The following is a 14,817-nucleotide window of genomic DNA, read 5'->3' as shown; positions in this document are numbered from 1 at the left end:
TGACACGCCACTGGCTAAGCGTGGGACAACGTCACCATCACCCGATCCGGGCCGTTCAGGAACTCCGACGGCTGACGTGGCGGTCGTTGCGGGTCGACGAGCCGGGCATCGGGGAATCGGTTGCTCAACGCGGCCAGTGCGATCCGCCCTTCGAGCTCGGCGAGCTGCGCGCCGAGACAGTGGTGCGGCCCGTGGCCGAACGCGAGGTGCTGGGAACCCCTGCGGGTGGGGTCGAACGTCTCGGGATCAGAGAACCGGGTCGTGTCCTGGTTGGCGGCGCCGAGGCCGGCGAACACGAACTCGTCCCGCGGGATGGTGACGCCGCCGAGAGTGACAGGTGCCGTGGTGACCCGATGAGAAGCCATCCGGACCGGGGATTCGAGCCGCAACGTCTCGTCGATCGCGCCGGCGAGCAGAGCGGGATCGGCCCCGATGGCTCGCCAGGCCGCCGGGTCGTGCAGGAGGAGCAGCACGACGGCGCTACCGATCATGGCCGTGGTGGTCTCGTGTCCGGCGGTCAGCAGCAGGAAGCAGGTGCCGATCAGCTCGTCCGCGCTCAGCTGGTCGGAGTCCCCAGCGGCCGTGAGCGCAGACAACAGGTCCTCGTCGGGGTCGCGTCGTTTGGCAGCGATCAGGTCGGCGAGGTACTGGCCCATCGCGGCCGTGGCCGGACCGCTCACCTCGGCCGTGTCCTCCATCAGTGCACCGGCCCACGCGCGGAAGGAGGTCCGGTCGGTCTCGGGAACGCCGAGCAGGTCGCAGATCACGGTGATCGGCAACGGGGCCGCGAAGGCGGCGATGAGGTCGACCGGTTCGTCGACGGGCAGCTCGCCCAACAGCGTCTCGGTGATGTGTGCGATGCGCGGCCGCAGGTCTTCGACCCGGCGAGCGGTGAACTGCTTCGACACCAGGCCCCGCAACCGGGCGTGGTCCGCACCATCCGCGAACATCATGTGCGGGTAGAACATGCCGGACAGGTCGGTGGGTCGTCCTGCCGCTGCCAGTTTCGCCTGCAGCACCCTGCCGACCAGTGCGGCGTCCTTGCACAACCGCGGATCGGCAAGAACGGCGCGGGCGTCGTCATATCCGGTGGTGATCCACCCATCGAGGCCGTTGGGCAGCGTGACCGGGCATACCGGCTGGGGGGCGCTCATCCTGGAAGCCCTCCTTGCTGTGGGCAAGTTGGGGACGATCTACATGCTCGAGCCTGCCTGTTCCGCTGCTCTCGGGAAACGGCCAACTGCGCGAACAGCCCTCAGACATCCTTGACATGCGGCATGCGCGGATATGGAGGGGCTTCGGTAACGAGCTCAACCACCTTCTAGACCCGGTTCAGGTTGCAACAAGCCTGTTTCCGGCCATTCACCATGTCCCGGAAACTAAGAGGCTCCGTGGCTGTCGTCAACCGAGGCAGGATCGGACGGCCTTGGCGAGGCCCGCCGCCCGCGGGTCGTCTGGCCGGTAGGACCAGAGGTTCGTGACGTAGCCGAAGCCGACACCGGCATCAGGGTCCGCGAAGCCGATCGATCCGCCCGAGCCAGGATGGCCGAACGACCCCGGCCCGACCATCGGCATCGGCAGGCACGCCCGCATGAACCCGAGCGACATGTAGAAAGAGCGGTCAGCCGGGATGTTCAGGCCTGGCGGCAACCCGTGCATCGGAGTCTTGTCGGTCTGGACGGCTGTCATCCTCTTGACCGTCGCCGGATTGAGCAGCCGCACGCCGTCGACCGTGCTCACCGTGGCGGCGTACATCCGGGCCAGCGATCGCGCATCCGAGAGCATGTTCGCGGCCGGGAACTCCGCCGCGCGCCAGGCACGAGTGGTCCAGTACTTGGTCGTGACGTCCAAGGCACCGCCGAGCTCGCCTGCGCGGGCCAGGACCGAACCCGGACTGTACAAGGCTTTTACCCATGCGGTGACCGTGTCCACGTCCAGCCCGGTCAGGTTGACCATCCCAGCGATGAGCTCCTCCAGGGTCAACGGCGCGGCGTCCTCGATCCGGGCTATCCGTCGCTCTTCGGACTCCGGCAGCCCGATCCAGGCGCTCAGTCCGAGAGGACGGGCCACCTCGTCGGCGAAGAACCTGCCGAGTGACTTGCCGGAGATCCGACGCACGACCTCCCCGACCAGAAACCCGTACGTCATGGCGTGGTAGATGTGCTCCGCACCCTGCTGCCACAACGGTTTCTGCGCCTCGAGAGCACGGATGACCGGGTGCCATGCGCACGCCTGCTCGAAGGTCAGCGGTCCGTCGACGATCGGTAGACCGGCCTGGTGGGACAGCAGCCAGCGCACCGGGATCCGGCCCTTGCCGTTGGCGCCGAACTCCGGCCAGTACCTGGACACCGGGGCGTCCAGATCCAGCTTCCCGCGCTGTGCCAGCAAGTGGGCACAGATCGCGGTAGCGCCTTTCGTCGTGGACGCGACCCGGACGATGGTGTCCTTGCGCCACGGTCGTTTCGCCTCGCGGTGGGCGAGGCCGCCCCACAGGTTGACGACTTGGCGACCGCCCACGTAGACGCTGCACGCCGCACCGATCTCGCCTGGGTTTCCCTTGAAGTTCGCGCGGAACGCGTCGGCGACCTTTCCCCAGCCGTGGTCGACGCCGTTCTCGGCATCGTCACCGCCAGAGGCGTTGGCGCGCCCGGAAAAGCCTGCGAGCGCACCGGCACCCAGCGCACCCCCTAACAGCGTTCGGCGTGCGATGTGTCCGTTCTTGGGCATGACAAATCTCCCCCCTTGTTCGTGTTGCCCGAGCGCCGCTAGGAGATCTTGCGGCGGTAGGTGATCGTGGCGAAGACGTACGCGACGACGAGGATGCCGACGCACCAGGCCAAGGCGATCCAGATGTCGGTGCCGACGGGCTGTTCCGTGTACAGGGCACGGAGGGCGTTGACGATGGACGTCACCGGCTGGTTCTCGGCGAAGGCGCGCACCGGGCCGGGCATGGTGTCGGTGGGGACGAAGGCCGAGCTGAGGAACGGCAGGAAGATGAGCGGGTAGGAGAACGCGCTCGCGCCGTCCACGGACTTCGCGGTGAGACCCGGGATGACGGCGAGCCATGTCAGCGCCAGGGTGAACAGGATCAGGATGCCGACGACCGCGAGCCACGCTGACACTCCCGCTCCCGAGCGGAAGCCCATGAGCAGGGCGACGAGCACGACGACCACGAGCGAGATCAGGTTGGCGACGAGCGAGGTCAGCACGTGAGCCCACAGCACGGACGACCGCGCGATCGGCATGGACTGGAAACGCTCGAAGATCCCGCTCTTCATGTCAAGGAAGAGCCGGAACGCGGTGTACGAGATGCCGGAGGCGACCGTGATGAGCAGTATCCCGGGCAGCAGGTAGTTCACATACGAGTCCGACCCGGTTTGGATCGCGCCGCCGAACACGTAGACGAACATCAGCATCATGGCGATCGGCGTGATGACCGTCGTGAGGATGGTGTCCAGGCTGCGCGTGATGTGGCTCAGTGATCGTCCCAACAGGACGGCTGTGTCGACGAGGAAATTCTTGGTCATCGCTGCTCCTTACCGGCGGCACCGACAAGTGCAAGAAAGACGTCCTCGAGAGTCGGTTGTTTCTCGACGTACTCGAGCTTGGCCGGTGGGAGCATCTGCTTGAGTTCGGCGAGGGTGCCGTTCACGATGATCCGGCCCTCGTGCAGGATCGCGATCCGGTCGGCGAGTTGTTCGGCCTCGTCCAGGTACTGCGTCGTGAGCAGCACTGTCGTGCCCTTGCCTGCCAGCTCCCTGACGGCCTGCCACACCTCAAGCCGTCCCTCGGGGTCGAGCCCGGTGGTCGGCTCGTCGAGGAAGATGACCGGCGGGTTCCCGACGAGGCTCATCGCGATGTCGAGGCGGCGGCGCATGCCACCCGAATAGGTCGACACCCTCCGCGCGCCCGCCTCGGTCAGCGAGAATCGGGCCAGCAGATCATCAGCGATCTTGCCGGGACCCTTGAGGTGCCGCAGCCGGGCGACGAGCACGAGGTTCTCCCACCCGCTGAGGATCTCGTCGACGGCCGCGAACTGACCGGTGAGGCTGATGGACTCCCGCACGTTCGCAGCCTGCGTGGCGACGTCGAAACCGTTGACGCCGGCCGTGCCTGCATCCGCTTTCAGCAGCGTGGACAGGATTTTCACGACCGTGGTCTTGCCTGCGCCGTTGGAGCCGAGCAGCGCGAAGATGCTGCCCCGCGCCACGTCGAAGTCCACGCCGCGCAGCACCTTCAGCGTCTTGTACGACTTCTCCAGGCCTTGCACGTGAATCACGGATTGCGTCGTCATTGGACAGTCCCGAGGCTCACTGCGAGCTCGCGCACGGCCAGAGCGACAGCTGGGGAGTCGTTGCGGAGGATCTTGCTGTGGTTGCTCGCGACCTTCGCGCTCACCTTGATGTTCGGGTTGGCGGCGAGCACCTGGTCGAGCACCTTCCTGCCCTGTTCCATCTCCCCCGCCTCGCTGCCGAGGCTGTCGCCGGTGGCCATGACGAACCGCACCGGGCAGACCAGGCGATCGAGAACCGGGACGCTGGCGGGGGCGATCTCGTTGAGCTCGATGTTGACGTCGGCGTGCTCGTCGGCGCTCATCCGCGCGCCCAGGCCGAACCGAGCGGCGATCGGCAGCACCAACCGCCACTGGCGGAACATCTTCCGGATCCGTTCCCGGCCGGCCTCACCGGTCAAGCCGACCGGAAACGCGTCCACCGTCACCAGTCCCTGGACGCGGTCCGGATTCCGGTCGGCCCAGTGCCACCCGATGATGCCTCCGTAGGACCAGCCGACCAGCAACGGCTTCTCCACTCCTCTCGCGGTGAGCACGGCGTCCAGATCGCGCAGGCACGCTTCGAAGGTGTAGTCCGCAGAGCGCTTGGACTTGCCGCGGGCGCGCTCGTCGAAGGTGATGTGGCGGTAGTCGCTGCCGAGGTCGGCGATGACGCGCTTCCAGTGCTTCTGGTCGGCGTAGGCGCCGTTGAGGTAAACCACGGGACGGCCGGGGCCTCCTGTGTCACGTACGTACAGCTCGGTGTCGTCGACCGGGAGCATGCCGGTCCAGGCGGGCGAGTTCATGGCTCTCTCCTAAGTAGACTGCGGGTCAAGCCCAGGTGACCGGGAGTTCGTGGACGCCGTAGATGTGCATGTTGGTCCTGAGCTTCACCTCGCGCGCCTCGGCGGCGAGCTGAAGGGTCGGGAAGCGGCGCAGCAGTCCCTCGAAACCCGCGCGCATCTCGATGCGGGCCAACTGCTGGCCGAGGCACTGGTGGATGCCGTGCCCGAACGCGACCTGACCACGGACCTTGCGGTGCACGTCCAGCACATCCGGGTTCTCGAACCGTTGCGGGTCGCGGTTGGCGGCCAGCAACGAGACGACGACGGTCGAGCCTGCTGGGATCGTTTCGCCGCCGAGCTCGATGTCCTCGGTGGCGTAGCGGAAGAAGATGTCGGCCACCGAGAGGTAGCGCATGAGCTCCTCGACGGCGTCGGGGAGCAGCTCCGGGTTCTCGCGCAGCTCCGCCAGTTCCGCAGGGTGTTCCAGGAGCGCGAACGTGCCCAGCGCCAGCATGTTCGCGGTGGTCTCGTGGCCCGCGAGCAGCAGCAGGAACGCCATACCGGTCAGCTCTTCGATGCTGAGGTCCTCGTCGCGCGCGAGGTCGGAGAGGATGTCCTCGCCGGGGTTCGCGCGCTTCCCCGTGACCAGTTCGGCCAGGTACCCGAACATCGCGCCGACCACGGCCATCTTGTCCTCGAGCGTCACGTCCCGTTCCATGAACTTCGAGGAGTTGGCCTGGAAGATCTCCCGGTCCGCGTAGGGGACGCCGAGCAGCTCGCAGATCACCAGTGACGGCACCGGCAGCGCGAGCTCCTTGACCAGGTCGACCGGCGGGGTGAGCTTCGCCAGTTCGTCCAGCTGCTGCTCGGTGATGTCGATGATCTGCTCTTCGAGCTGCTTCATCCGCTTGACGGTGAAAGCGCCGGTGAGCTTGCGGCGCAACCGGGTGTGATCCGGCGGGTCCATGCTGATGAACAGGCCGGGCGTCTGAGGGGACGGCTCGGTCGCCTCCGGCATGCCTGGAGTCTCGAAGGGCACGTGCAGCACGCCGATGTCCTGGCGGTTGCTGAACCGGGTGTCGGCCATGACCTGGCGCACCGCGTCGTATCCGGTGACCAGCCAGCCCTCGTGCCCGTCGGGAAACGCCATGGGGCTGACGGGGCGGGCCTCGCGCAGCGCTGTGATCTGGCTGGGCGGGTCGAAGGGGCCCGCGTCGCGCTCCATCGGCAGGCCCTGCGGGACGGAAACCGTCTGGCTCATCGGATTCCCTTCGTGGTGGTTGGTGCCACCACGGTCGCCGACCCGTCAGACACAGGGCTGTCACGGCGCTGACACGGCCTGGGACCCGTGCTGTCAGGGGGCGAGCGTGACCTCGACCAGCTCGTTCCAGGACTTCTCCGCACCCACCCGAGCTGCCTCGTCGAACGCCGCGTCACCAAGGCGGCTTCGTGCTGCCCGCTCGATCCGGTCCACGTCGGGGAGCGAACGATCCAGTAGTCCGCGCACGGCGGTACTCGCCGCGAGCAGCTTTGCGGCCTGCTCGTACTGGTCGCGGCGCATGGCCAGGTCCGCGACGGCGACGAGCACCTGCGCGATCGAGGGCGCGTACCCCACCTCGGCCGCCGCCTGGCACGCCCCGGCGAGGAATTCCCGCGCCTCGCCGAGATCGTCGGTCAGGTAGCCGAACAGTGCGTGTGTCACGCCGCGGATGCTTACCTGGTCCGCTTCGGCGCCCCACACGGTGGTCGCGACACCTAGTTGTTCATATGCCGCATCAGTATCGCCGCTCCACCGGGCGAGGTCCGCCTTCGCGAGAGCGAGCATGGCCAGCGCGTCCGGCCAGGTGACGCCTTCCGCGCGCCGCCCGGCCTCGGCCATGGCGGCGAGGCTTGCGTCCTTGTCGCCCATCAGCCAGTACAGCTGAGCCTGTCGCGCGCGCATCCGGATGACGTCGTCGATGGCACCGATCTCGGTGACGATCGCGATCGCCTCCTCGTAGTGCTCGCACGCCTCGGCGAACTCTCCGCGCGTGGCGATCTGGTCCGCCAGCTCGGTCAGGGCGAACGAGATCCCGAACCGTTCGCCGAGCACCCGGAACTCGACGAGCGCCTCCTCCAGGAACTCCTCCGCCTCCGTCCCACCTTGGCCGACCGCGATCCGCATCTTCCCGAGATGCAGCCGGCCCATCGCGCGCACCCAGGGATCCTCGCTGTCCAGCAACTCTTCCCACACGGACGGCCCCCTGTCCGGCTCCCGCAACATGCGTTCCAGCGGCGCGACCAGTCCCAGCAACGGATGGTGAACCTGGCCGCGCTGGAAGAGCTCGTAGGCCTTGTGGACCCACTCCGCCGCCTGGCGCTCGTCGCCCAGCCCCGAGCTCACGAACGTCACGACGAGGCCGTACACCCAGGCCCGGATCTCGTCGGGCACCTCGCCCGGCAACTCGGTGGCCGCGAGGATCAGCTCCAGTCCTTCGGCTTTGTGTCCGACGAGCCACCAGTACCAGCCGGCGCCCGCCGCGAGCCGCATCGCCGCATGCGCTTCACCGGCCGCGAGTGCACCACGCATCGCGGCACTGATGTTGTCGTGCTCAGCGTTGAGCGCGGCGAGCCAGACCAACTGCTCGGCGCGCAGCAGGTGAGGGGCCGCTGCTTCGGCGAGCTCGGTGAAGTAGGCGAGATGCGCCTGCCGCGCCGGCTCGGACTCCCCCGACTCAGCGAGCCGGTGTACGGCGTACTCCTTGATCGTGCCGAGCATCCGGTACCGCGGTGCGCCGTCATCGCTGACGACCAGCAGCGACTTCTCGGTCAGCGAGGTGAGCAGATCCAGGACCTCGTACTGTTCGCCCGCGCACACCCGCTCGACCGCTTCCAGGCTCGCCCCGCCGGCGAACACCGAAAGCCTGCGCAACACCACCCGTTCTGCGTCGGTCAGCAGCTCCCAGCTCCAGTCGACCATCGCCCGCAACGTCCGATGCCGGGGCAACGCGGTACGGCTGCCGCCAGTCAGCAGGCGGAACCTGTCATCGAGCCGGTTGGCCAACCGGTCGATGGACATCGTGCGCAACCTTGCCGCGGCCAGTTCGATCGCGAGCGGCATCCCGTCCAGCGCCCGGCACACGCGTGCCATCGTCGACAACGTGCCAGCGCCGACCACGAGATCCGTGCGCACCGCAGCGGCCCGGTCCCGCAGCAGCTGAACGGCTGGTGCGTTCTCGATCTCGGTGGGGCCGGCGTGCTCGTCCGGCAGGGCCAGCGGTCCGACCGACCACAGCGCCTCACCGGTGATGCCGAGCGGTTCCCTGCTGGTCGCCAGGATTCGCAGCCGACGGCACTCCCCCAGCAGCCGATGTGCGAACACCGCCGCCGACTCGATCACGTGCTCGCAGTTGTCCAGAACAAGCAACGCCTCACGCTCGCGGATCACAGCGATGAGTCGTTCCATCGGTTCGGCGTTCGTCGCTTCACCGAGCAGCGCGTCCCGGAGGCTCAGCGCCGCGAGCGTCGACTGCGCCACGGTGTTCTTCCCGCCCCCCTGCCCTTCGGGCCCACCCCCCTCACTGTCCGGGCCGAGGGGCGCGAGCTCCACAAGCCAGACACCGTCCGGCAGGTCGCCGAGCAGTGTGCGGGCGGTTTCCGTTGCCAGCCTGGTCTTTCCCGAGCCACCCGGTCCGATCAGGGTCGTGAGCCGATGACCCGCGACCAGCTCGCGCACCGCGGTGACATCCGCGTCCTTGCCGATGTAGCTGGTCAGCTCGGCCCGCAGGTTGGTCTTGCGGTTCTCCTCCCGGCGCCCGACCTCACCTCGCAACAGCGCGACGTGCAGCGCGGACAGCTCCGGTGAGGGGTCGACGCCCAACTCGTCAGCCAGGGCTTCCCTCGTGCGCTGATACGCAAGCAGCGCTTCGCTGTTGCGACCGGCCGCGACGAGAGCACGCATCAGCGCGGCGGCGAGCTTTTCCCGCACAGGATTCGCGGCCACCAGGTCAGTCAGTTCAGGGACCAGTTCCGCACCACGGCCGAGGTGAATCTCCGCGTCGAACCGGTCCTCCACGGCGGCCAGGCGCAGCCCCTCGAGCCGGGCGGCCGCGGCGTCGAACGCCTCGCTGTCCTGCAAACCGACGTCCTGCAAGGCCGGGCCGCGCCACAACTCGAGAGCGTCACGCAGCCGCTGCACCCGCAACGACCCCTCGTCGCCGCGAGCATGGGCGCCGAGGCGTTCGAACCGCACCGCGTCCACAGCGTCGGGATCCACCGCCAGGCGGTACCCGTCCGTCAGCCCATCGACCGACGCCTCCGGCAGCGCCTTGCGCAGCCGGGAGACCAAGCGTTGCAAGGAATTCGCCGCGTCGGCAGGCGGGTGCTCGCCCCAGATCCAGTCGACGAGCGCCGCCTTCGGGACCATGCGACCCGGTTGGAGCGCGAGGGCGACCAGCAGCGCACGCAGCCGTGCACCTGGCACGTCCGCGAGAGTGCCGTCGTCCGCGCGAACCTCGAACGGTCCCAGAATCCCGATCTGCACCCACCCGATCCTGCCACTACCGGCTGGCAGACCTCTGACACCGGACTCAGGCGGCAACGCGGTGGATGACGATGTCGTCGAGCCGCGTGCGGGCGTAGATCCTGACCTCGGGGTTGTCCTGCGTGGGCACCGAGCTGCGCACCAGGCCCTTCGTGCTCTTGGCGTCCACCGACGCGGCGGTGCCCTCGCTGATGCCGACCTCTATGCCACCTGAGGCGTTCATCAGCTCCGCTTGCCCGCGGGTCAACCTGCCGATCCGGATAGGACAGTTGGCGGCCTTGGCGATCACGCTGCCCTCGGCACGGTCGATGTCGAAGCTGCCGCTGGAACCGCCGAGGTCGACGTCGGTGCGGGCGTGGCCGATCCAGACCTTGCCGCTCGTCCCCTGGTACCTGACGACGCCCTCGACCTCGCCGATCCGCAACCCTGCCGAGCTGCCTTCCACATCGGCGTTCCCGGCGACGTGACCGATCTCGACCCCACCGGCCCCGAAGTTCCCGCACAGCGCGCCGACCCGGTCCAGCCGGACCTGTCCCGACGCGATGTTCAGCTCGCAGTCGCCGAGCAGGCCGTCCGCGTGCACTTCGGTCCACGCCGTGTTGAGGACCAGCCTGGATCCGACCGGCAGCTCGATCGTGATGGCGACCGAGCCGTTCTTGGCACCCGACTTGGTCGTCTTGATCGCCAGCACGCCGCCGGAGAAGTCGACCTTGGTCTTCTCGGCCACCCGCACGTCCGTGGAGTTCGCGCTGTCGACGGGCTCGACCCGCACCACCGTGTCCTGCCGCTCGCTCGCGGCGATCCGCACCCTGGCACCAACTCGTGCAGCAGACCCTCTGCGAGAGCTGCACGTTCTTCGTCACCACGATCGAGTACCGACCTACCTTGCAAGCCCAGCGAGACGACGCCCAGCGCAAAGGGCAGGTCGGCCGCCAGAAGATCTTCGACGGACTCCTCGACCGCCTCGCGAACGAAGCCTCATGACCCGAGTCCTTGACAGGATCACCCGCATAAATACAGCCACCGGCGGCTACACGGCGAACTCGGCCTGATCCCGCCCGTGGAACACGAGACCAACCATCACCACACAACCGCACCCGCCTCGGCACCGAGCGGGTAATCACACCCTCCATCAAACCCGGTACTTGACACCGACCAAGGTCAAGGACCATGACCGAGTCCTGTTTGAGGGGGATTGACAGCAGGTCGGCCGAGTCAACGGAGACATCGACTGGGCCAGGCAGTACAACCTGGGTGCCACTGCCGCGAGGGCGACTGAGGTGTGCGGTCTCGGTAGTTGCCGTGCACCAGTTCGCAGGCGCACGTACCGTGGCAGCTCGGCGAACGGCGCACAGCTCACGGTCCACGGGACCGGGATGTCCAAAGGGACGATTTCCGACTGCGGCGAGATACGTCCATCAAGGTTGGATGGAATTGGCGTTCGTCCATGGTGTGCAGTGGAGGATGCGCCGCGGAGACGACGCCACGGCGGTGATTCTCCTATATAACAATGTTCTGCCGCCGATGTGACACGGACGATCGGAGCGGGCGACGCGGTGACCGGCTTGATCGAGCGCGAATCGGAGATCCGTACCCTCAAGCGTTCGCTGGCACGTCTGCAAGCCGGACAGGGTGGTCTGGTGGTCCTGGACGCGGGTGCCGGGCTCGGCAAGACGGCACTGCTGAGGCACGCCAGGGAACTCGCGGTGAACGAGGGCTGCACGGTGTTGTCGGCACGCGGCGCGGAGCTCGAGCAAGAGTTCACTTTTGGTGTGGTGCGACAGCTTTTCGAGCCGGCTCTGCCCCGGGACGACGCCACCTGGGAGAAGGTGCTCACGGGCGCCGCCCTGACCACGGCGGGCCTTTTCACCGCTGGAGCCGACGTGACGGGATCACTGTACCCGTTGCTCAACGGCCTGTACTGGCTGCTGGTCAACCTGGCGGACAGCGCATCCCTGGTCCTGCTCGTGGACGACGCGCAGTGGGGCGACTCGCCGTCCCTGCAGTTCCTGGGTTTCCTGGCCCGCCGACTGGACTCGGTCGCGGTGCTGGTGATCATCGCGACCAGGGCTGCGGAGCACGGCGACGATGGCCTGCTCGAGGACATCCTGGCGGCCGACGAGCTCACGTTGCTGCGGTTGAAGAGCCTCAGCGATCGCGCGATCACCAGGTTGGTGCGCCGGGAGATGGGGCCGGATGCCCAGGATGAGTTCTGTCTCGCCTGTCATACCGTCACGAACGGCAATCCGTTGTTCGTCAGGGAACTGCTGCGCGTTCTGGTCGCCGACAACGTGCGCCCGGACGCGGCCGGGGTGGCGTCGGTCGAGGCCGTCGGCCCGGACGCGGTCCGCTGGTACGTCGCGGCACGACTGCGCCGTCAGCCCGCGGAGGTACGCGGCGTGGCGCGCGCCGTCGCCATGCTGGGCAGCGATACGACACTCGCGTTGGTGGCCAGCCAGGCCGGGCTGTCCTTGGAAGCGGCCACGAATGCGGCGGAAACGCTGACCCGGCAACGGATCTTCGACCGGGCGGATCCACCGGCGTTCGTGCACGCGATCGTGCGGGACGTCGTGCTCTCGCTGGTGCCGGTGGCCGACCGCAGCACCGAACACGAGCGGGCCGCGGCGGTGTTGCGGCAGGCGGGCGCGCCCCTCGCCCAGGTCGCCTCGCACCTGCTGCGCACCACCCCCAGCGGTGCCCCGGAGCGGGTGGGGGTGCTGCTCGCCGCGGCCGAACAGGCGTTCCGCAGCGGCTCACCGGAAGGCGCGGCCGTGTTCCTGGTCCGTGCTCGGGCCGAACCTCCCATTCCCGCGCTGCGCGCCGAGATCAGCCGCCAGCTGGGCAACTGCCGGGCGCACCACCTAGCCCTCGCCGACGCCGAGTTCCATCTGCGGGAAGCGCTTGCCCTGGCGGACACCCCGCGGCAACGTGCGCCGTGCGCGTACAGCCTCGCCCGATTCCGCAACGCCTGCGGTGAGCCGAGGGAAGCCGCGCCGCTGCTCGTGCAGGCGCTCGACGAGCTCGACGGGCCGGCTGAGGCCGAGAATCTACCGCTGGTGCTGGAAACCGAAGCCGAGCTTATCGGCGTCGCCCGCTGCGACCTGGGCAGCCGTGCCGAGATGTTGCGCCGGATCGATTCCTTCGAACGCCGCGCCGGACGATCGGACGCGATTCTGGACTCCCAGCGCGCGGTGGAAGCCGTGTTCGGCGGCCTGCCGGTCGGCGAGGCACTGCCGCCGGCGCGCTCGGCGCTGGCCGGTGACGCGCTCACCCCGGAGCGCACCGGGCTCTGGGGTGCCATCAACACGCTGATGATGGCCGACCAACTGGACGAAGCGGAACGGCGGATGCAGCGGTCGCTGGATGCGGCGGTCGCACGTGGACTGTTGCTCCCCATGGGCATCATCCGGGGCTACCTCGCGAGAATCGCGCTGCTGCGCGGAGATCTGGCCCAGGCCACCGAACACGTCGAACTGGGCACGGCAGCGGTGCCGAAACCGAACATCGGCCTGCCGTTGCTGGAGTCGACGGCGGTGCACCTGCTGATCGAGCACGGGCGCCTGGCCGAAGCCGACGCCGTGGTCGAATCCGGTGTGCTGGCAGGGGATCGGCCACCCCACGCATCGACCCACCTGTGGTTGCTGGGCGCTCGGACCCGGTTGCGCATCGCCCAGGGCGACCACGGCGCGGGGGTGGCAGGCGCCCTTGCGTGCCGGCGGCTCTGCGAGCGACTGGGCGTCACGCGGCTGTGGGACGTGCAGTGGCGGTTGTCCGCGGCCCAGGCTCATCTCCTCGCGGGGCAACGGGAACAGGCGGCTGATCTCGTCGACGAGCAGTTGCGGCTCACGCGTTCCTTCGCCGTGTCGCGCCACATCGCCGTCGCGTTGCGCGCCGCGGCCCGGCTCGCCGGCGCCACGGACGCGCGCCGGTACCTGACCGAGGCCGTCGACCTGCTGCGGGACGGGCCCGCGCGGCTGGAGTTCGCCCGGACGCTGGCGGATCTGGGGGACCTGTTGATGCGAGACGGGGACCGGCGCACCGCGCGGGAGAAGATCCGGCAGGCCGCCGAGCTGGCACTGGAATGCCACGCGCCGGCGATGGCCGAGCGGTTGAGCGCCGGTCTCGCCGCGGGCGGTGGACGCCCGTCCCCGTTGCGCGTCTCCGGCGTGCACGCGCTGACGCCGTCCGAACGGCGGGTGGCCCGGTTGGTCGCCGACGCGCTGACCAACCGGCAGATCGCGGAGCGCCTGTTCGTCAGCGAGAAGACCGTGGAAGCACATCTCAGCCGCACGTTCCGCAAACTCGGCATTCGATCCCGGACGCAGCTCGTGGCGCAGCTGGCCCCCGCCCGCACGTGACCTGCGAACATGCGGGGTTTCTGTAGGGATTTCCCCGATGAGACCGGCACCGGACGTCCATAGAGTCGGCGTCCTCGGCGCGGCGAGACATTCCGCCGATTGCCAGATTCGTTCCAGCCGGATCCATTGCACACAAGGGGAGAACCATGTCCACAGGGGCCATCACGTTCCACGACGTCACCCGGCCGACGTTCGAGGCGGTCCAGAAGAGGCTGCTGACCGACTTGGGCGGTGAACTGGTCAACGGGAGCGACACCGAGCTGCGGTGCTTCGGCGCCCACGGGGCGCTGCGGTACGACGAGAAGACCCGGTCGGCGAGCCTCGACATCAGATACCTGCCGTCCGTGCTGAGCCGCGCCACCGTCGTCAGTTGGCTGCACGACGCTCTCACCGGCGAGCTCGTGCGAGACCCCCGGGAAGGCGGCCTGTACTGGGACGTGCTGGAAGTCCGCGTGCACAACAAGACGACCATGCCGTTGAACGTGACCAGCGTGCCGAACCTGGACCACGGCATCTACCTCGACTACCCGGCCGGAGCCCCCGAGGACTCCTACACGCAGGTGTTCCGGGTGAGCAGCGTCAGCGGCGCGGAGATCGGGCCGCAGGGCTCGGTCGGCTTCGGGCTGGCCGACGGCACCGGCCTCACCGTCAACTTCGACATGCAGTTCGCCGTCGGGCAGACCTCGACGTTGACCGCCACGACGACCGGCCCCCGCAACGCCGCCTACGACCTGGATGCCATCGGCTCGCACAGCGCGTGGCACGGCCAGGGAACGACCTGGACGGTCCTGCTGGTCCTGGATCCGACTCCTGGCAACACCTTCGCGGAGCACAGCTACACGCGATAGCGACGCCACCGGATCCGGACCGCAGAACGGAGCA

Annotated in this window: 11 protein-coding genes; 3 read left to right on the top strand and 8 right to left on the bottom strand. The window is 68.4% G+C overall.

Annotated features, from left to right (window positions below; translation table 11 throughout):
* Nucleotides 1-14: 14 nt before the first annotated feature.
* The 8 genes from FKR81_RS12840 to FKR81_RS12805 form a co-directional block, all read right to left on the bottom strand.
* The gene (locus FKR81_RS12840) at nt 15-1,154 is read right to left on the bottom strand and encodes a cytochrome P450 family protein (protein ID WP_146351406.1); all 1,140 of its coding nucleotides are present in this window, start codon (nt 1,152-1,154) and stop codon (nt 15-17) included.
* A 247-nt stretch (nt 1,155-1,401) separates the two neighbouring features.
* A complete protein-coding gene (locus tag FKR81_RS12835) occupies nt 1,402-2,727 on the bottom strand; it encodes a serine hydrolase domain-containing protein (RefSeq protein ID WP_146351403.1) in 1,326 nt (441 codons plus the stop codon).
* A 38-nt stretch (nt 2,728-2,765) separates the two neighbouring features.
* On the bottom strand, nt 2,766-3,527 hold the full coding sequence (locus FKR81_RS12830) for an ABC transporter permease (protein WP_146351400.1): 762 nt from the start codon (nt 3,525-3,527) through the stop codon (nt 2,766-2,768).
* Entirely contained in the window at nt 3,524-4,294 is a 771-nt protein-coding gene (locus FKR81_RS12825; RefSeq protein ID WP_146351397.1) for an ABC transporter ATP-binding protein, read from the bottom strand. The genes FKR81_RS12830 and FKR81_RS12825 overlap by 4 nt, the downstream gene beginning before the upstream one ends.
* Nucleotides 4,291-5,076, bottom strand: a complete 786-nt coding sequence (locus FKR81_RS12820) for an alpha/beta fold hydrolase (protein WP_186762943.1) — start codon at nt 5,074-5,076, stop codon at nt 4,291-4,293. Before FKR81_RS12820 ends, FKR81_RS12825 begins: the two co-directional genes overlap by 4 nt.
* 25 nt (nt 5,077-5,101) lie before the next feature.
* Nucleotides 5,102-6,316, bottom strand: coding sequence for a cytochrome P450 (locus tag FKR81_RS12815; RefSeq protein WP_146351394.1), 1,215 nt, complete (start codon nt 6,314-6,316; stop codon nt 5,102-5,104).
* 93 nt (nt 6,317-6,409) lie between these two features.
* On the bottom strand, nt 6,410-9,577 hold the full coding sequence (locus FKR81_RS12810; protein WP_146351392.1) for a BTAD domain-containing putative transcriptional regulator: 3,168 nt from the start codon (nt 9,575-9,577) through the stop codon (nt 6,410-6,412).
* A gap of 46 nt (nt 9,578-9,623) precedes the next feature.
* Nucleotides 9,624-10,385, bottom strand: a complete 762-nt coding sequence (locus tag FKR81_RS12805) for a DUF4097 family beta strand repeat-containing protein (protein WP_146351389.1) — start codon at nt 10,383-10,385, stop codon at nt 9,624-9,626.
* A 14-nt stretch (nt 10,386-10,399) separates the two neighbouring features.
* On the opposite strand from FKR81_RS12805, the gene FKR81_RS43520 reads away from it, so the two are divergent.
* From FKR81_RS43520 to FKR81_RS12795, 3 genes are all read left to right on the top strand, one after another.
* Complete coding sequence (locus tag FKR81_RS43520; RefSeq protein ID WP_186762975.1) at nt 10,400-10,561, top strand: hypothetical protein; 162 nt, start codon at nt 10,400-10,402, stop codon at nt 10,559-10,561.
* Between the two features lie 542 nt (nt 10,562-11,103).
* Nucleotides 11,104-13,935, top strand: coding sequence for an ATP-binding protein (locus FKR81_RS12800; RefSeq protein ID WP_146351386.1), 2,832 nt, complete (start codon nt 11,104-11,106; stop codon nt 13,933-13,935).
* 146 nt (nt 13,936-14,081) lie between these two features.
* On the top strand, nt 14,082-14,783 hold the full coding sequence (locus tag FKR81_RS12795) for an SPRY domain-containing protein (RefSeq protein WP_146351383.1): 702 nt from the start codon (nt 14,082-14,084) through the stop codon (nt 14,781-14,783).
* Nucleotides 14,784-14,817: the final 34 nt, after the last annotated feature.

It is taken from the genome of Lentzea tibetensis (assembly GCF_007845675.1).
In the GTDB taxonomy this organism is placed as follows: domain Bacteria; phylum Actinomycetota; class Actinomycetes; order Mycobacteriales; family Pseudonocardiaceae; genus Lentzea; species Lentzea tibetensis.
Note: the sequence above shows the minus strand (reverse complement) of the source record. Positions and strands in the feature narration are given on the sequence as shown.